This is a genomic window from Pseudomonas quebecensis, from assembly GCF_026410085.1.
GTDB classification, from domain to species: Bacteria; Pseudomonadota; Gammaproteobacteria; order Pseudomonadales; family Pseudomonadaceae; genus Aquipseudomonas; species Aquipseudomonas quebecensis.
Genome location: NZ_CP112866.1, coordinates 1,883,007 through 1,901,270, shown reverse-complemented (window position 1 = coordinate 1,901,270; position 18,264 = coordinate 1,883,007). Strand labels below are relative to the sequence as shown.

The 18,264-nt window shown below is 61.4% G+C and carries 15 protein-coding genes and 1 pseudogene; 9 read left to right on the top strand and 7 right to left on the bottom strand.

What is annotated here, in order from left to right:
- Positions 1-38: 38 nt before the first annotated feature.
- Entirely contained in the window at positions 39-1,346 is a 1,308-nt protein-coding gene (locus OSC50_RS08990; RefSeq protein ID WP_266247662.1) for a protein kinase, read from the top strand.
- Positions 1,347-1,398: 52 nt separating this feature from the next.
- Here the strand turns inward: OSC50_RS08990 and OSC50_RS08985 are convergent, their stop codons facing one another.
- Positions 1,399-2,106, bottom strand: a complete 708-nt coding sequence (locus tag OSC50_RS08985; protein ID WP_034098834.1) for a YebC/PmpR family DNA-binding transcriptional regulator — start codon at positions 2,104-2,106, stop codon at positions 1,399-1,401.
- Between the two features lie 100 nt (positions 2,107-2,206).
- Positions 2,207-3,064 (bottom strand): LysR substrate-binding domain-containing protein, encoded by an 858-nt coding sequence (locus OSC50_RS08980; protein ID WP_266247658.1) that lies wholly within the window; start codon positions 3,062-3,064, stop codon positions 2,207-2,209.
- A 110-nt stretch (positions 3,065-3,174) separates the two neighbouring features.
- Between OSC50_RS08980 and OSC50_RS08975 the strand changes: the two genes are divergently transcribed.
- The 3 genes from OSC50_RS08975 (at position 3,175) to OSC50_RS08965 (ending at position 5,801) form a co-directional block, all read left to right on the top strand.
- Positions 3,175-4,305 (top strand): 2-aminoethylphosphonate--pyruvate transaminase, encoded by a 1,131-nt coding sequence (locus tag OSC50_RS08975; RefSeq protein WP_266247655.1) that lies wholly within the window; start codon positions 3,175-3,177, stop codon positions 4,303-4,305.
- A complete protein-coding gene (gene phnX / locus OSC50_RS08970; protein WP_253508337.1) occupies positions 4,302-5,129 on the top strand; it encodes a phosphonoacetaldehyde hydrolase in 828 nt (275 codons plus the stop codon). Before OSC50_RS08975 ends, phnX begins: the two co-directional genes overlap by 4 nt.
- Positions 5,130-5,243: 114 nt before the next feature.
- A complete protein-coding gene (locus OSC50_RS08965) occupies positions 5,244-5,801 on the top strand; it encodes a cytochrome b (RefSeq protein WP_181080973.1) in 558 nt (185 codons plus the stop codon).
- Here the strand turns inward: OSC50_RS08965 and OSC50_RS08960 are convergent.
- Complete coding sequence (locus tag OSC50_RS08960; RefSeq protein WP_266247652.1) at positions 5,791-6,681, bottom strand: 1-aminocyclopropane-1-carboxylate deaminase/D-cysteine desulfhydrase; 891 nt, start codon at positions 6,679-6,681, stop codon at positions 5,791-5,793. The two genes, OSC50_RS08965 and OSC50_RS08960, sit on opposite strands and share 11 nt — an antisense overlap.
- 57 nt (positions 6,682-6,738) lie before the next feature.
- The gene (locus tag OSC50_RS08955) at positions 6,739-8,778 is read right to left on the bottom strand and encodes an NADPH-dependent 2,4-dienoyl-CoA reductase (protein WP_266247649.1); all 2,040 of its coding nucleotides are present in this window, start codon (positions 8,776-8,778) and stop codon (positions 6,739-6,741) included.
- Positions 8,779-9,081: 303 nt separating this feature from the next.
- Here OSC50_RS08955 and OSC50_RS26140 point away from each other — a divergent pair.
- From OSC50_RS26140 to OSC50_RS08935, 5 genes and pseudogenes are all read left to right on the top strand, one after another.
- A pseudogene (locus OSC50_RS26140) lies at positions 9,082-9,837 on the top strand (MCP four helix bundle domain-containing protein); the annotation flags it as partial.
- Between the two features lie 24 nt (positions 9,838-9,861).
- Positions 9,862-10,743, top strand: coding sequence for a methyl-accepting chemotaxis protein (locus OSC50_RS26135; RefSeq protein WP_434085276.1), 882 nt, complete (start codon positions 9,862-9,864; stop codon positions 10,741-10,743).
- 144 nt (positions 10,744-10,887) lie between these two features.
- Entirely contained in the window at positions 10,888-12,666 is a 1,779-nt protein-coding gene (locus tag OSC50_RS08945) for a sensor domain-containing phosphodiesterase (protein WP_266247645.1), read from the top strand.
- 229 nt (positions 12,667-12,895) lie between these two features.
- Positions 12,896-14,026: a carbon-nitrogen hydrolase family protein gene (locus OSC50_RS08940; RefSeq protein ID WP_181080977.1), complete on the top strand. Its 1,131-nt coding sequence runs from the start codon at positions 12,896-12,898 to the stop codon at positions 14,024-14,026.
- A gap of 4 nt (positions 14,027-14,030) precedes the next feature.
- Positions 14,031-15,065, top strand: coding sequence for an AraC family transcriptional regulator (locus tag OSC50_RS08935; protein ID WP_266247643.1), 1,035 nt, complete (start codon positions 14,031-14,033; stop codon positions 15,063-15,065).
- 8 nt (positions 15,066-15,073) lie between these two features.
- Here OSC50_RS08935 and OSC50_RS08930 read toward each other — a convergent pair whose 3' ends face one another.
- The 3 genes from OSC50_RS08930 to OSC50_RS08920 all read right to left on the bottom strand — a co-directional run bounded on the left by OSC50_RS08930 (position 15,074) and on the right by OSC50_RS08920 (position 18,222).
- Complete coding sequence (locus OSC50_RS08930; protein WP_181080984.1) at positions 15,074-15,268, bottom strand: hypothetical protein; 195 nt, start codon at positions 15,266-15,268, stop codon at positions 15,074-15,076.
- A gap of 112 nt (positions 15,269-15,380) precedes the next feature.
- Positions 15,381-16,181 carry a DUF2242 domain-containing protein gene (locus OSC50_RS08925; RefSeq protein WP_181080979.1) on the bottom strand — a complete coding sequence of 267 codons (801 nt, stop codon included), beginning with the start codon at positions 16,179-16,181 and terminating at the stop codon, positions 15,381-15,383.
- 166 nt (positions 16,182-16,347) lie between these two features.
- The gene (locus OSC50_RS08920; RefSeq protein ID WP_266247639.1) at positions 16,348-18,222 is read right to left on the bottom strand and encodes a SurA N-terminal domain-containing protein; all 1,875 of its coding nucleotides are present in this window, start codon (positions 18,220-18,222) and stop codon (positions 16,348-16,350) included.
- Positions 18,223-18,264: the final 42 nt, after the last annotated feature.

The window sequence follows — 18,264 nt, the reverse complement described above, 5'->3', positions numbered from 1 at the left end:
CGCCCTTTACGTCCCCTAGCCGAGTGACCGCGCCGTTCATGCATACCCTCGCCCAACTCAAGGCCGGCCAACTGGCCGGTATCACGCGCCTGGACTTGTCCTGCGGGCTCACCGAGTTCCCTCGGGAAATCTTCGAACTGGCCGACACCCTGGAAATCCTCAACCTCAGCGGTAACGCCCTGAGCCGTTTGCCGGATGACCTGCACCGTCTGTCGCACCTGCGCGTGTTGTTCTGCTCGGACAACGCCTTTACCGAACTGCCGACCTGCCTGGGCCAATGCGCAAAGCTGAGCATGATCGGTTTCAAGGCCAACCGTATCAGCCAGGTGCCCGCCGCCGCGCTGCCGCCGCTGTTGCGCTGGCTGATCCTCACCGACAACAGCATCCGCCAGCTGCCCGACGAGTTGGGCGAGCGGCCTTTGCTGCAAAAGCTGATGCTGGCCGGCAATCAACTGGAACAACTGCCGCGCAGCCTGGCTCAGTGCCACAACCTGGAGCTGATCCGCATCGCCTCCAATCGCCTCAGTCATCTCCCGGACTGGCTGCTGTCACTGCCAAGCCTGACTTGGCTGGCCTATGCCGGTAACCCGGTGGAAATGGCGGTGGCCGTCACGGACGATGACGCCACAGCGGATATTGCCTGGGGCGAACTGGCACTGGCCGACGTCCTCGGCGAAGGTGCATCCGGTGTGATCCACAAAGCCGTGTGGACACCCCAGGCCCTGCCGGTGGCGGTCAAGCTCTACAAAGGCACGATCACCAGCGACGGTTCGCCGCTGCACGAGATGCAGGCATGCATCGCCGCCGGCCTGCACCCCAACCTGATCAACGTACAAGGTCGCGTGGTCGGCCACCCCGATGACCAGGCTGCATTGGTGATGGACCTGATCGAGCCGAGCTACCGCAACCTGGCGGCCCTGCCCAGCCTGGCGTCCTGCACTCGCGACATCTATGCGCCCGACACCCGTTTCAGCGTCGATGTCGCACTGCGCATAGCCCGTGGCATCGCTTCGGTGGCGGCGCATTTGCACCGTCACGGCATCACCCATGGCGACCTGTACGCCCACAATATTCTGTGGAACGCGGCGGGCGATTGTTTGCTGGGGGATTTTGGCGCAGCGTCATTCCATGCCGTGGCGGACACCGTGGAAACCCGGGCATTGCAGCGCATCGAAGTGCGGGCCTTCGGCGTGCTGTTGGGGGAATTGCTGGAGCGGATCGAGGGGCAACCCGTGGAGGCGGCACTGGTGGCTTTGCAAGCGCGCTGCTGCCAGCCGGACGTACTGGCGCGGCCAGGTTTTGAAGAGATCGAGGAGCAGCTTCACTCCCTCTGCAGCTGTGATTAATTAAGGCAATGCCAGAGGGGGCTCGCCCCCCTCCACCTTGCTCAGCCGTTTATCAGCCCGCCAGGCCGACGAACATGTCCTGCACGTCGTCATGGTTGTCCAGGCCTTCAAGGAAGGCTTCGACTTCGGCCATCTGCTCATCGGTCAGACCGCTTACCGGGTTCTTCGAGATATAGCCCAGCTTGGCCGACAGCACGGTGAAGCCTTGCTCCGGCAGGGCTTTCTGCACCGCGTCGAGGTCGGTGGTTTCGGTGATGAACAGGGTGGTGCCCTCTTCTTCGCCGTCTTCGAAATCCTGCGCGCCGGCTTCGATGGCGGCCATTTCAGGGTCGGCGTCCGGGCTGTCCGGCGAGGCCTCGATCAGACCGACGTGGTTGAAGTCCCAGGCCACGGAACCGGAAGCGCCGAGTTGGCCCTTGCGAAATGCCACGCGGATTTCCGCCACGGTGCGGTTGATGTTATCGGTCACGCATTCGACGATCAGCGGCACCTGATGCGGCGCGAACCCTTCGTAGGTCACGCGGTGGTACTGCACGGTTTCGCCGAGCAGACCGGCGCCTTTCTTGATGGCGCGGTCCAGGGTTTCCTTGGGCATCGAGGCCTTTTTCGCCTGTTCCACCACCAGACGCAGGTGGGCGTTGGTCGCGGTATCGGCACCATTGCGCGCGGCGATGGTGATTTCCTTCACCAGTTTGCCGAAGATCTTGCCCTTGGCATTGGCTGCCGCTTCTTTATGTTTGACTTTCCACTGTGCGCCCATGACTCGCTCTCTTCTCGTCCATCGCGCCGAAACGTCTACTGGCCGGCGCTTTGGGGGCAGAGTTTATAGCGCAGGGACGCATCGTTCCACCAAAAAACCGTCACGGCGCCAGCTCGAAAAACGCCTGGATCAGCCGCAGCGAACGGCGTCGCTCCATGCAGCCGAGGCTGTGCCGGTTCAATAACCCGACGCCGCGGATCGGCACCGCCCGCACCCGCGGGTCCGGGCTGGTCTCCAGTGACGACACCACCCCGACGCCCAATTGCGCGGCGACGGCTTCGGTCACCGCTTCACGGCTATCGAGCTCCAGCAGCACCTTGGGATGCACATCGGCGGCTTGGCAGGCAGCATCAAACGTACGACGGGTGATCGAACCGGGCTCGCGCAGCACCATAATCACCTCGTTCAGTTGCTCCAGGCCAATGCCTTCGGACAATCCCGCCCAAGGGTGGCCGGCCGGTACCAAGGCGCAGATGTGCGATTCGCCCAAGAGCTGTAAGTGCACACCATGGCGGGGTTCAACCTCGGTCAGCACCGCCACATCGGCATGCTCGGCCAACAGCGCGGCGAGGGTCTCCTGGGCATTGCCCAGGCGCAGATTGACAGTGATGCCAGGATACCGCTCGCGCAGACTGGCGATCATCGGCATGACCAGATGCGGGCCGTCCGCCGCGACTTCCAGGCGCCCGCTGAGTAATTGGCGATTGGCTTCCAGCAGCGCCTGCGCCTCATCCACCAGGCCGAAGATAGCGCGGGTGATCGCCGCCAGCCGCGCGCCCTCCTCGGTCAACTCAACCCGCCGCGCCGTTCGACGTAACAGCGGGATCTGGTAGTGCTCCTCCAAGGCTTTGATATGCCCGGTCACCGCCGGCTGGCTGATAAACAGCCGCGCCGCCGCCCGGGTAAAGCTGCCCTCGCGGGCCACGGCATCGAATGCACGCAATTGGAACAGGTTCATGCTTATCGGCCTCGCTGATAGCTCGCATAACAACAAACAATTTGATTGATATCACGCTAAACCGCAACGTAAGCGCCGTAGATTCAACCCAACGCTTTCGAGAACCCGAGATGCTCCCTACCGCGCCGATGCTATTGACCCCAGGCCCCCTGACCACGTCTGCCCGCACCCGCCAGGCCATGCTGGTGGACTGGGGTTCCTGGGATGACCGTTTCAACCAGCTCACCACCGATGTCTGCGAACAGTTGCTGGCCATCATCCACGGCGCCGACAGCCACCACTGCGTCCCTCTGCAAGGCAGCGGCACCTTCGCTGTCGAGGCCGCAATCGGCACCCTGGTGCCACGCGATGGCAAGGTTCTGGTGCTGATCAACGGTGCCTACGGCAAACGCCTGGCGAAGATCTGCGACGTGCTCGGCCGTGCGTCCAGCACCTTTGAAACCGCCGAGGACCAACCCACCACCGCCGCCGATGTAGACCGCCTGCTGCATGCCGACCCGTCCATCACCCACGTCGCGCTGATCCATTGCGAAACCAGCACCGGCATTCTCAACCCGCTGTCGGCCATCGCGCATGTCGTAAAGCGCCATGGCAAGCGCTTGATCGTCGACGCCATGAGTTCCTTCGGTGCGCTGCCGATCGATGCCCGCGACGTGCCTTTCGATGCGCTGATCGCCGCGTCGGGCAAATGCCTGGAAGGCGTGCCGGGCATGGGTTTCGTCTTTGCCGACAAGCAGTCGCTGGCCGCCGCCCAAGGCAACTGCCACTCCCTGGCGCTGGACCTGTTCGACCAGCACAGCTACCGGGCCAAAACCGGTCAATGGCGCTTCACCCCACCCACCCATGTGGTCGCCGCGCTGCACGAGGCGCTGCTGCAATACCGTGAAGAAGGCGGCCTGCCTGCCCGTCATCAGCGCTATGCGCGCAATTGTCAGGCGTTGCTTGAGGGCATGGCCGAACTCGGCCTGCGCAGCTTCCTGCCGGCGGCGATCCAGGCCCCGATCATCGTCACCTTTCACGCCCCGCAGCACTCACGCTACCAGTTCAAGGACTTCTACGAGCGGGTCAAGGCCAAGGGTTTCATCCTGTACCCCGGCAAATTGACCCAGGTGGAAACCTTTCGTGTCGGCTGCATCGGCCACGTCGACGCAGCCGACATGCGCGCCGCCGTAGCGGCCGTCGCCCAGGTATTGCGCGCCATGCACATCCCGCTTCTCTCTGCGTCTGGAGTACCCGTATGAACTATCAAAACCCCACCACTCTCCAGGCCGCGATCCTCGATTGGGCCGGCACCGTGGTCGACTTCGGCTCCTTCGCGCCAACCCAAATTTTTGTCGAGGCCTTCGCCGAATTCGGCGTGCAGGTCTCCATTGAAGAAGCCCGCGGCCCGATGGGCATGGGCAAGTGGGACCACATCCGCACCCTGTGCAATCAGCCGCAGGTGGCCGAGCGTTACCGCCAGACGTTCGCACGCACGCCCACCGATGACGACGTGACCGCCATTTACCAGCGCTTCATGCCCTTGCAGATCGAGAAGATCGCCGAGCATTCGGCGTTGATCCCCGGCGCGCTCGACACCATCGCCACACTGCGCGCCCAGGGGATCAAGATCGGCTCCTGCTCCGGCTACCCCAAGCAGGTGATGGACAAGGTGGTCGCCCTGGCCGCGCGCAACGGCTATGTCGCCGACCATGTGGTTGCCACCGACGAAGTGCCCAACGGCCGCCCATGGCCGGCCCAGGCCCTGGCTAACGTCATCGCCCTGGGCATTAACGATGTGGCGGCGTGCGTGAAAGTCGACGACACCGTACCGGGCATCCTCGAAGGGCGTCGCGCCGGGATGTGGACCGTGGCGCTGACCTGCTCGGGCAATGCGCTGGGGTTGACCTACGCACAGTTCCAAGCACTGGCCCCGGACACCCTCGCCCGCGAACGCCAGCGCATTGAGGCACTCTTCGCAGGCGCGCGTCCCCACTATCTGATCGACACGCTCAATGACCTGCCAACGGTGATCGCCGACATCAACCAGCGCCTGGCCCGCGGTGAAATGCCGCAAAGCTACTGATTAAGATCAAAAAAACCGCCATCGCACCGGGCAACTCGTTTGAAACAGGCATACAGTAGAAATACTTCGTCACAAAAGAACGAAGGCATGCCCTGATGAACGAGGAACCCAGCGATGCCGTGGAAAAATTCCGATACACGCTACAGCACCATGTCAATTGCCTTGCACTGGCTGATGGTGGTGCTGCTGGCGGTGGTGTACGCCTGCATTGAACTGCGTGGGCAGTTCCCCAAAGGCAGCGGCGCTCGCACGCTGATCGTGGAAATGCACTTCATGTTCGGCCTGACCGTGTTTGTGCTGGTGTGGCTGCGCCTGTTCGCACGCAGCCTGGGGGTGGCCCCGAAAATCGTCCCCGCCCCGCCGCAATGGCAACGCCTGCTGGCCACCCTGATGCACTTCGCGCTGTATGCGTTGATGATCGGCATGCCGATTGCCGGGTGGCTGATTGTCAGTGCAGAGGGACATTCGGTGATGTTTTACGGCATCGAGCTGCCGCCGCTGATCGCAGAAAACAAGGCCTTGGCCAAGCAGATCGAAGGCTGGCATGTGCTGTTCGGTAAGGTCGGCTACTGGCTGATCGGGCTGCATGCAGTGGCGGGGATCGTTCATCACTATGTGATCCGCGATAACACCGCGCTGCGGATGATACCGGGCAAACGCGCTAGCCTTTGATACCACGGCGGCCCTGCAAGCCGCCGGTGTGCACAAAAATCAGACGCGTGCCGGGCACAAAGCGCCCGGCTTCGATCTGCTGCTTCAGCGCTGACAGCGCCTTGCCAGTGTAAAGCGGCTCAAGCGGCAATCCGGTGGCCTGCTCGGTGGTCCGAATGAAGTCGAGCAATGCCCCGTCGACCTTGTCGAAACCACCACGGCTGGCATCCAGCAGTTCGACGCCTTGCGCTGCGATCGCCCGCACATTCTGCGCCACGCCGTGATCGTCCGGCACCGCCATCGCCCCATATACCGGGTGCGCGCCGGCTTCCGCCAACGCCAGCCCGGCCAGGGTGGTACCGGTGCCCGCCGCCAACCACCAGCCGTCGTAATCGGCCCAGCCCACATTGCTCAATTGGCCACGAGCCTGTTCAACCAGCACGGCGCAACCCAACGCCCCGGCCACCCCGCCGCCGCCTTCGGGCACGGGATACAAATGCGGGTATTGCTCGCGCCACGGCAACCAGAAATCCGCCGCGTGGCGCGCACGATAGCCACCGTAGCCCAGCCAGTGCAGCTGCATACCAAACGCTTTGAGGTCGAGGACGGTGGGTGTGTCCTGGGGATGGCCGCGCATCAGGCCGACCGTGGCGAAACCAAAGCGCTGGCCTGCCGCCGCCAGTGCGTGCAGATGATTGGAGTAAGCTCCGCCCAGGCTGATGATCCCACTGGCACCGGCCTGTTGCGCCTGCGTCAAATGCTCGGTGAGTTTGAACCACTTGTTGCCGCTGATCAGCGGATCGATGCGGTCCAGGCGCAGGACGGCCAGTTCGACGCCGTTCAGCCAATCGAGCACTAACGGTTCAAGAGGAGCGTGGGGATGCCAATCGAAGGGGCCCATGGGGTCGGATCTGCCGGTAAAACGGGGCGGTAGTCTAGCACCGCCCCGCTCAAGGCCTTACAGCTCGGCGGCGAGGCGCGAGCCCTGGTTGATCGCGCGCTTGGCGTCCAGTTCGGCCGCCACGTCCGCACCACCGATCAGGTGCACGTTCTGCCCGGCGGCGACCAGGCCGTCCTGCAAGTCGCGCAGCGGGTCCTGCCCGGCGCAGATGACGATGGTGTCCACCGCCAGCAACTGCGGCTCGCCCTCGGCGCCGATGCGGATATGCAGGCCGTCATCGTCGATCTTCAGGTACTCGACGCTGTTGAGCATCTGCACCTGTTTGTTCTTCAGACCGGTGCGGTGGATCCAGCCGGTGGTCTTGCCCAGGCCGTCGCCGACCTTGGAGGCCTTGCGTTGCAGCAGGAACACTTCACGCGCTGGCGCATGGGGTTGGGCCTTGATGCCGGCCACGCCGCCACGGGCCTGCAATTGGGTGTCGATACCCCATTCCTTCCAGAACGCCTCGCGGTCCAGGCTGGTGGACACACCCTGATGCACAAGGAATTCCGACACATCAAAGCCGATGCCGCCGGCACCGATCACCGCCACGCGCTTGCCCACCGGCTTGCGCTCCAGGATCACGTCCAGGTAACTCAACACCTTGGGGTTATCGACGCCTGGGATGGCCGGGGTGCGCGGGGCAATGCCGGTGGCCAGAATGATTTCGTCATAGCCGCCGGCCACCAGTTGCGTAACATCCACACGGGTGTCGAGGCACACCTCGACATGGGTGGTCTGCAGCTTGCGTTTGAAATAACGCAAGGTTTCGAAGAATTCTTCCTTGCCGGGCACGCGCTTGGCGATATTGAACTGGCCGCCGATCTCGCTGGCCGAATCGAACAGCGTGACCTGGTGGCCACGTTCGGCGGCCACGGTCGCTGCGGCCAGGCCTGCCGGGCCGGCACCGACCACGGCGATCTTCTTGACCTGGGTGACGGGCAGGTAGTTAAGCTCGGTTTCGTAACACGCACGGGGGTTGACCAGGCAGGTGGTCAGCTTGCCGCCGAAGGTGTGGTCCAGGCACGCCTGGTTGCAGCCGATGCAGGTGTTGATCTCATCGGCGCGGCCGGCGGCGGCCTTGTTGACGAACTCCGGGTCGGCGAGGAACGGTCGCGCCATCGACACCATGTCGGCATCGCCTTCGGCGAGGATGCGTTCGGCAATCTCCGGCGTATTGATGCGGTTGGTGGTGATCAGCGGAATCTGCACCGCGCCGCGCAACTTGGCGGTGACTTTGCTGAACGCGCCACGCGGCACCTTGGTAGCGATGGTCGGAATACGCGCTTCATGCCAGCCGATACCGGTGTTGATAATCGTCGCACCGGCCCGCTCGATGGCCTTGGCCAGCTGTACGATTTCTTCCCAGCTACTGCCGCCTTCCACCAGGTCGAGCATCGACAGGCGAAAAATAATAATGAAGTTCGGCCCTACCGCTTCGCGCACACGGCGCACGATGTCTACGGCCAGGCGCATGCGGTTCTCGTAGCTGCCGCCCCACCGGTCGGTGCGGTGGTTGGTGTGCGCGGCGAGGAACTGGTTAATGAAATAGCCTTCCGAGCCCATGATTTCCACGCCGTCGTATTCGGCGACCTGAGCCAGCAGGGAACAGGTGACGAAATCCTGGATCTGTTTTTCGATGCCCTCCTCGTCCAGTTCCTTGGGCTTGAACGGGTTGATCGGCGCCTGGATCGCGCTCGGTGCCACCTGCTTGGGGCTGTAGGCATAACGCCCGGCGTGGAGAATCTGCATGCAGATCTTGCCGCCCGCCGCGTGCACTGCCTGGGTCACGATTCTGTGTTTCTGCGCTTCCTCTTCAGTGGTCAGCTTGGCCGCGCCGGCGTACACACCGCCTTCATCATTGGGGCCAATGCCGCCTGTGACCATCAGGCCTACGCCACCCCGGGCGCGCTCGGCGAAGTAAGCGGCCATGCGCTCGAACCCACCGGGTTTTTCTTCCAGACCGGTATGCATCGAGCCCATCAGGGTGCGATTGCGCAAGGTGGTAAAACCCAGGTCCAGCGGGGCCAACAGATGCGGGTAAGCAGCGGCGGTCATGGTACAGCTCCACGGCAGATCATCACGGGACGTGGCAGGCTCATATGGCCGACCATCGGTTTATACCCGACAGACTAAGAGCCGTTCAGTGACCGCTCAATGACTGAAACTGACAAGTTATTGATCCAAATGCACACCGAGGCCGTCGCTGCCGCCTTCGTCACTCATGAGCGCGCAATTATTTAGCGCGCCTATCAACCCAATCTAATTTGCTCACTTCAAACCAACACCCAGAGCCATCACTGTGGCATCAGCGCCACTGCGGGGTTCCAACTCTCGTCTCGCCTGTGAATCCAGTCGTGCATGCCCTCACAAAACTTCCTGGCCTCTGGAGGCCTTATGACACTTCGATCAATCAACATTGCACGCCGCGCATCCATCTGCTTTGGCATGATCACGCTGCTTCTATTCGGTTTTGCCGGCTTCTCGTACGTGCAGATCGATCACCTGCGCAGCGCCGAGCAGGACATCGAGACCAACTCGCTTCCCAGCGTCCAAGTCATTGACGATATTCAGATCGCCCTGCTTCATGCCCGTCTTGAGAGCATCCGCATGCTTTCAAGCGTCACCACTGAGGTACACAGCGTGGCATTGGCCAGGGTCCACGAAGCTTTAGGGGCGCTCAAATCGCGAACCGAGTTCTACCGTGAACATCTGCTATCGGGCGAGCAGGACAAAATCCAGTTTGAAAAAACCAATCAGGCAATGAACGCCTATGTTGAGGGTTTGAACCAAGTCATCGCTTTGGATGGCTCCAATCACGAGCAAGCCATCGTGATTGCCAACGGCGAACAGGCGCAACGGGCAAGTGACTATCAGGAACAACTGACGTTGCTGCGCGAGCAAAACGCGCGTCAGGCGATTGAGTCAGGCAAAGAAGCGGCAAGGGTCTACGCACACAGCGTCATGGTGCTGATCGTGGTCCTGCTGGCCGCTGCAATGCTCACGGTCATTCTGGCAATCGTGTTCACCCGCAGCATAGTCAGCCCCATCACCTCGTCGCTGCGGTTAGCGGAAGATATCGCCGTGGGCAATTTGGCCCAGGGGCTTGAGGTCACTGGCACTGATGAAGCAGCGCGCCTGATGAGCGCACTCAACCGGATGCGGGAAAACCTGAGAAACACCATCCTGGAAATCTCAGGGGCGTCCGCTCAACTGAGCACCGCCGCCGTGGAAATGACGGCGATCACGGAGAGCGCTGATCGCACATTGCAGCAACAGAACAGCGAGATCGAGCAAGCGGCGACCGCCGTGACCCAGATGAGCGCCGCCGTTGAAGAGGTTGCCAGAAACGCCACCTCCACCTCCGCAGCGGCCAGGCAATCGAGCGTGTCGGCCGACCTCGGTAATACTCGCGTCAACGAGACCCTGACAGCGATGAATAGCCTGACCGGCCTGGTTGAATCCTCTTCAGATCAAGTCAAGTCGCTGGCTGGGCAAGCGCAGGACATCAGCAAAGTGCTGAGCGTTATCCGCGCCATTGCCGAACAGACCAATCTGCTGGCGTTGAACGCGGCCATCGAAGCTGCGCGCGCAGGTGAACAAGGACGCGGGTTCGCAGTGGTCGCCGATGAAGTGCGCGCCCTGGCGCATCGCACACAAACCTCGACCGAAGAGATCGAACAAATGATCGGCGCAATTCAATCAGGCTCACGCGCAGCAGTCAGCTCAATGCTGGAGAGTACCTCGCAGGTCTACAGCACCCGAGACACTGCGGAACAAGCAGGCCAGTCCCTGCGCCAAATCACCGATTCGGTACTCGAAATCAACGACCGCAACCTCCAGATTGCGACAGCTTCCGAAGAACAGGCGCACGTAGCGCGTGATGTCGACCGCAGCTTGATCAGCATCCGTGACCTTGCCGTCCAGAGCAGCGAAGGCACGCGCCAGACGCTGGCCGCCAGCAATGAACTCTCGCGACTGTCGGTCGCCTTGAACGCCTTGGTTTTGCGCTTTAAAACCTGACGGTCTGCCCAGCTCGCGCTATGTTGGTTGTTCGGATCTCATTTCAGCATCCGCTTTATCGTTTATCGAGCACGCCGTCGGTGGCGGTTGCTCAACTGCAGGATCGAGAAAATGTCCAATTGCTTCTCAACGTTCGCAGAACAAATGCGCCTGTCCGAAGTGGAGCGGCTCACCGCCCATATCGAGAGTGGATCGGATGAGGTACTCAACAGCATCGTCGCGCTGGTGTCGGCACACTTTGGCGTGCCGATTGCGATGGTGAGCATCGTCGACCATGAGTTTCAGACGTATAAAGCCAAGCTCGGGATCGAGGCCGACGGCGCTCCGCTGGCGGATTCGTTCTGCGTCCACTGCATGCACGGCGAAGGGATACTGGAAATCCTGAACGCCGTGGACGATGCTCGATTCACCGACAACTCGCTGGTCACCGCCGCACCGTTCATTCGCTACTACGCCGGCGCCCCACTGGTCACCAAAGGACACGCGGCATTGGGTGCGCTGTGCGTCATCGATCAAAAGGAGCGGGCGCCGATGAGCGAGCAGGACAGAGTGTTCCTGCACAACGCCGGCGCCATTGTTGTTGCACGGCTGGAATCGATTCATCACAAGTTTTTTTTCGATGCCCTGACCGGACTGCCCAATCGCCAATGCTTCGAACTGGACGTCGTCAAGGGCGAAGCGTGCCTGGCCGACCGCCTGGCGATATTGATTGAACCGCTCACGGCCTCCGTGATGGACAGGCTGGTCAAGGCCCTGGGCCTGGATTGTTTCGTTGAATTCATGCTTGGCGTTAAAAACCTGCTCGCCAGCGTGCTGCCGGAAGGCGCCCGCTTGTATCGAGCCAGTACGCTGAGCTTCGCCATTCTGTTGGAGGACACTCCCCAACTGAAGGTGGATGAGCTGATCGAACGCATCAACGAAGCCCTTGCTCAGCCGGTGCATTTCAAAAATGTGCCGATCTTTGCCGATGTCGGCATCGGCGTGCTCAAAATCGGTCCCAACGCGCAGGCCTCTGTCGATAATTTGAGATTGATGGCCAGCGCGACCGATACGGCGCGGCGGTCCGAGCACCGCTGGCTGTATTACGACCCCGCCGTCGACGCTCATTCACAACGCAGCGCGCTGTTGCTCCACTCGATCGAATCGGCTTTGCTCGCCCATGACCAATTGCGGCTGGAATACCAGCCGCGCATAAACCTCACCAATGGCCAGTGCGAATCGGTGGAGGCGCTGTTGCGTTGGACGCACCCCACTCTGGGTGAAATCGGGCCTGCGGAGTTTATCGGGCTGGCTGAAACCACCGCCGTCATCCGCCGTATCACGAGCTGGGTGGTGAGAAACGTCTGCAAGCAGATCGACGCCTGGCGAACCCGAGGTCTACGCCTGACGGTATCGCTGAATGTCTCATCGATTGATCTTACCGATGGCCAGCTCATCGATGAATTGACGCAATCACTGGCTCACTTCAACCTGGCGCCGCAATGCATTGAACTGGAGTTTACTGAAAGCGTGCTGATCCCGGACTTCGATGCGGTACAGCAACAGCTCAAGCGCCTGCGTCTGCTCGGTGTGGAAATCGCCATTGATGACTTTGGCAGTGGCTACAGCAACTGGCGGTATCTGCGGGACATCCCCGCAAAAAGCGTCAAGCTCGACCGATCGCTGCTGGCAGACCTGCGCCCCGACACCAGCAATTGGCATATCGTGCAAGGCATTATTCGCCTTGCACGAAACCTGAACCTCACTGTGGTCGCCGAAGGCGTCGAAACACTCGCCAACTACAGGCTATTGCGCGACTGGCAATGCCATCAAGGGCAAGGCTATTTCTTCTCTAGGCCACTGTCGCCCGACGCGCTCTGTGAGTGGGTAGCCAACGGCCAGACCTTTGACGGCAACAGACCCAAGGGGGCTGACGCGACGTGAGCGCCGGTGTCCACCGAAACTTGCTCGGCGCAAAGGTCGAGCGCGGCAGGAACCAAGCCAGGACAACCGGTTCCAACATGCAGGTTCGTCCCACAGCGAATTGCCATTGAGCGCAGGAAATAATCGGCGCGCCTTGCCAATAATTCCTGTAAGCCGCTGACACTGTGTATCCTCAATTGCACTTGCGTCATAAATTCACGCCCCGCAATCGGTTTGTTGTCTGTTACCCATGCGTAAACTTCTAGCCTTCACCGCCACCCTGGCCCTGGTTGCCGCCGTCGCCGCGTATCTGGTCTGGACCCAGGAGCGCCCCGTTGCGCATTACCTGTCGGACCTGCGCATTACACTGGCCGTCAACGAAGGCGTGCCAGCCGATCGTGGCAATCTGCTGGGCATCCAGCCCGAGCTGTTTCCCGCCGACTATCAGAGCCTTGAACGCCTGCATCTGAAACTCGCGGCCTACCTGCAAAACGCCCGCGATCAGGGCCTGATCAACGACAAGACCATCGTGGTACTGCCCGAACATATCGGCACCTGGCTGATGCTTACCGGCGAAAAGAACGAGGTGTATCAGGCGATGCATCTCAAGGATGCGATGAACTGGCTGTCGGTCAGCAACCCGTTACAGTTCGCGCGCGCCTGGATCAGCGCCAGCGGCAGCGACCGCCTGGACGACGCCTACCTGCGCATGAAGGCGGCGGGCATGGCGCGCGATTACCAGGTGCTGTTCGGCGGCCTGGCCAAAGAGTTCGGCGTGACCGTGGTGGCCGGCTCCATCGCCCTGCCCGACCCGACAGTCAGCCAACGCCAACTGCAGATCGGCCACGGTGCCTTATACAACGCCAGCGTAGTATTCGCCGCCGACGGCATGCCTATCGGCGAGCCCCAGCGCCAGCTCTACCCAATCTACGACGAGCGCGAATTTATCCAGCCCGGCGACGAGAACACGGTCAACGTGGTGGACACCCCGGCCGGTCGCCTGGGGGTGCTGGTGGGCAGCGACAGTTGGTACCCGGACAACTACCGCAAACTCAACGACCGCGGCGCGCAGTTGATTGCCGTGCCGGCGCTGGTGACCGGACGCGACACCTGGGATCGGCCATGGCGCGGTTTCAAAAGCGTTTCGACGCCACCGGAAGTCAGCCTCAAGCCCGAGGAACTGAGCGAAGGCGAGGCCTGGCGGCGGCTCACGTTGATCAGCCAGCAGCCCGTCAGCCAGGCCACCGCCGGCATGAGCGTGTTCCTGCGCGGGCAGTTCTGGGACCTGGGCACCGCCGGGCACAGCTTCCTGAGCAGCAACGGGCAGATCAGCGCCGATGGCGACGCCCGGGGTGCTCGCATGCTCAATATCTGGCTGTAACGCAATGAAGCCCGTGCGCCTGGGGGATCTGTCAGTAGGCTTTGTGCACACGTTGGCCGATGCCGTCCACAGCCACGGCCTGGACCCGCAGCCCCTGCTCCTGCAATACGGTCTTGAACCGGCACGGCTGGCCGAAGCCGGTGCGCGCTTGTCGATCCCTCGCTATATGCGCCTGGGTCACGCGGCCATCCAACTGACCGGCAACCCGGCGCTGGGCCTGCGCATGGGACAGCTCAGCCGCCTGAGCCAGGCCGGGCTGGCGGGCGTCACCGCCGCCCAGGCGCCCAACGTTCGCGAAGCCGCGCGCACGCTGACGCGCTTCGAGCCGCTGTACGGTTCCAACTACCGAGGGCAATCGAGCTTTCATGAGGACGCCGAAGGCGCCTGGCTGCGCTTTTACTCCATCAGTCCCTACAACGCCTACAACCGCTTCGTGGTGGACTCGATCATCGCCGGCTGGCTGCACCAACTCTCCAGCCTGGCCGAGCGACCGGTGCAGGCGCAGCGGATCGAAATTGAATTCGAGGCTCCGGACTACAGCGAACACTACAGCCTATTGGGCGACAGCCCCGTGCACTTCGGCGCGGATATCAACCAGTTGCGCCTGAGCCAACCCACCCTGGCCCTGCGCAACCCACAACATTGTCCAAGCACCTGGCACCTGTTGCTGCAACTGTGTGAACGGGAATTGGAGCAGTTGACGCGCACCCGCAGCCTGCGCGAGCGCATCACCCGGTTGCTTGGGCCGATGCTCAATGGCGGCCGGGAACCCGACCTGGAGGAAGTGGCGGCACGCTTAAAGCTGCCGACCTGGACCTTGCGGCGCAAACTGGCCGATGAAGGCACTCAATTTCGCGCAATTCTCAATGACACCCGTCGCGACCTGGCCATGACCTACATCCGCGACACGGAACTGGCCTTTGGCGAGATCGCCTATTTGCTCGGGTTTGCCTCTGCCCAGGCATTTCAACGGGCATTCAGGCGATGGAACAACCAGACCCCAGGGGAATTTCGCCGCAGTCAGCGGCATTCCGCCTGAGGCCGGTATTACAGCTCGGTGGCATCGTCGACCGGATCCAACGGATCCAGCTCAAAGGCCTGATACTCCAGCAGTTCTTCCTGGTAATCGTCCATGGTGTACTCCCTGTTTTCTGATCGTGAAAGCCGGTGCAATACGGCTTTAATGAATGACCCGCACCACCAGCCTAAAGTGCCGTGATGACGAAAAAAAGTCTGCGCCATGACGTTCCTGCACTTGAGGATTAAACGTAGCAGCGGCGCGGGGATTTAGCACACGTAGGCTGTCGAGGAAGAAACCGTTACGGGGACAGGATCGACCCCGCAACGATCTGTTTTACTGCGCCGGCGTCGGCAGGGCTGGAATTGCCTCGGTCGGCGCGGGGAGCTCAGGATTGGTCGGTGCAGGTGCAGGCGTTGGCGCCGCTTGTGGCTCAACCTGCGGGGCAAACGGAGCAGGCTCGGCAGGTGGGGCAAGCGGTTGCGATGCAGCAGGCGCCGCCGGTTCTTGCTTGGGCGCCTCGACGTTCTCTGCAGCAGGTTCGGCTTTAGGCTCCGGCACACCCAGGTCCGCCTTCGGCTTCTCAGGGATATGCTCGGCCTTCTTCACTTCCTGCGGCAGGAACACGTCCACCAGGGCGAAGTAACGATCATAGAACTTAGGCGCAGACACCGTCTCGCTGGCGACCTTGACCATCGAGTCATCGGTGGAGCCGATCGGCATCGACACCGACCCCAATACGCCCACGCCGAGGCTCGCCGAGTTATTGACCTTCTTCAGCGCATAACGATCCTGCAAGGCATTGGCAAACATCGTCGAGTGCTTTTTACCTTTGCCGTCATCGGCACACACGACGTTGAAACTGATCTGCAGATGGGTTTCGCCGGTCTGCTGGAAGCTCTTGTTACCCACCACCAGTTTCGGATCGCTGCTGGTGATGATGTAGCCCTGGCTCAGCAAGGCACGACGAGCGGCTTCGCACGCCGCTACGTCGCTGACCGGGTAGTCCCTTGAAAACGTACCGGAGTCGTCGAAGTTCTCATGTTCATAGATAGCGGTCTTGGGTGACGAGCAGCCCGCGGCGCCCGCCAACACCAACGCCAACCCGAGGCTGCGCAAGTGAAATGATGTCGACATTGAAAATCCTGAGGAAAACGGTCTGGGCGGTATTGTGCAACAGAACGGGGGACTGGCGCGCGTATTCCTGTCGGTAAAACGTCACAGGTTGACTATTGGCTCTGAACGAACCCCAATAAAAAACCCCCGGCCTTTACAGGCCGGGGGCTGGGTGTTCAAACCGACATCAATATTTTTTGATGTCAGCCTTTGTTTCCAACTGCTTGCGGTAAGCGGCAAAGTCCTGCTGGCCGACACGGGAAGCGAGGAAGCGGCGGTACTGTGCCTTTTCTTCGTCCGTTGGCGCGGCGGCTTCGTTGACACCGTTCAAACGCACGATCACCAGGCTGCCATCAGCCAGGGTCACTGTAGTGAACGTTGGCTTGTCCTTGGCCGCAGGCTTCGGCATGCGGAACAGGGCTTGCAGCACGGCCGGATCGATCGCTTCCTGGCTACGGGTAGCCGCTTCGGTGACCTTCCACGCCTGACCATCAATCGGCTGGTTCAGCGGGGTCTTGCCCTCACGCAGGCTGGCGATCAGCTCGTCAGCATGGGTCTTGGCGGCCGCGCTGGCGCGCTCCTTGGTCATCTGCGCGCGAATTGCCGAGGCAACACTTTCCAGCGGCAATTGCGCTGGTTTGCGGTGCTCCTTGGCACGCAGCACGATGACGGTGTCCGGATCCAGCTCAATAGCGGTGCTGTTGGCACCTTCGTCCAGCACTTCCGGGCTGAACGCAGCGGTCACCACGGCACGGTTGGCGGCGACACCTTCGCCACCGTCGCGGCCGAAAGGCGCGGAGGTGTGCACGGTCAGCTTCAGATCGGACGCCGGCTGGGCCAGATCGGACGCTTCGAATGCCGCATCCTCCAATTGCTTGGTGGCTTCGACAAAGCGCTGTTCGACCTGCTGGGCCTTGAGCTCGCGGGTCAGCTTGTCTTTCAGGCTGGCGAACGTCGGGACTTCAGGTGCTTCGACGCCGAGCAGTTTGATCAGGTGCCAACCAAAGGTGGTGCGCACCGGCGCCGAGACCTGGTCTTTATTCAACGCGTACAGCGCGGCTTCAAAGTCCGGATCGTAGACGCCGGGGCCGGCAAATCCGAGGTCGCCGCCATTGTTGGCCGAACCCGGATCCTGAGAGAACTCCTTGGCCAGGGCTTCGAACTTCTCCCCCTTGGCCAGGCGCGCCTGGACTTCTTCGATCTTGGCTTTCGCCTGCGCGTCGGTCACCTTGTCGTTGACTTCAATCAGAATGTGCGCGGCACGACGCTGTTCAGCGAGGTTGGCGGTTTCTTTCTGATAGGCCGCCTGCAGCTCATCATCCTTGACGCTGACCTGGTCGAAGAACGACGACTTCTTCAATTCGAGGTAATCGATGACCACCTGGTCCGGTGTCATGAACTCTTTAGCGTGCTGGTCATAGTAGGCCTTGACCTCATCGTCGGTGAGCTTCACCGCCGCAGGGTCAGCCTTGATATTGACCGTGGCGAAATCGCGAGTCTGTTTTTCCAGGCGGGCAAAAGCCAGCACCTCGGCATCGGTCACAAAGCCACTGCCGGCGATACCTGCACGCACCTGGCCGATCAGCATTTCCTGAATCAGCATCTGACGGAATTGCAGACGGCTGTAGCCCAGTTGGCGGATCACCTGATCGAAGCGTTCCGCGCTGAACTTGCCGTCCACCTGGAATTCCGGCGTTTGCAGGATCACCTGGTCCAGCGCAGCTTCAGAGAAGCCAAACTTGGCGTCGGCTGCGCCTTGCAGCAGCAGCTTGCGGTCGATCAGGCCCTTGAGGGCCGCTTCGCGCAGCAGTTTTTCGTCCAGCAGCGAAGCATCGAAATCCTTGCCCAACTGTTGCATCAGCTGGCGCCGTTGCATGTCGACGGCCTGGCTCAGTTCGGTCTGGGTGATTGCTTCACCGTTGACCTTGGCCACGTCCTGCTTGGTGTTGGTCGAAGCCTGGAAAATGGCTTCGATACCGGTGAACGCCATCAATGCGACGATGATCCCGATAATGGTCTTGGCAATCCAGCCTTGTGAATTGTCCCTGATATTTTGCAGCATGCGTCCCCCAGAAACGGTTGAACTTCAAAAATTGGCAACCGT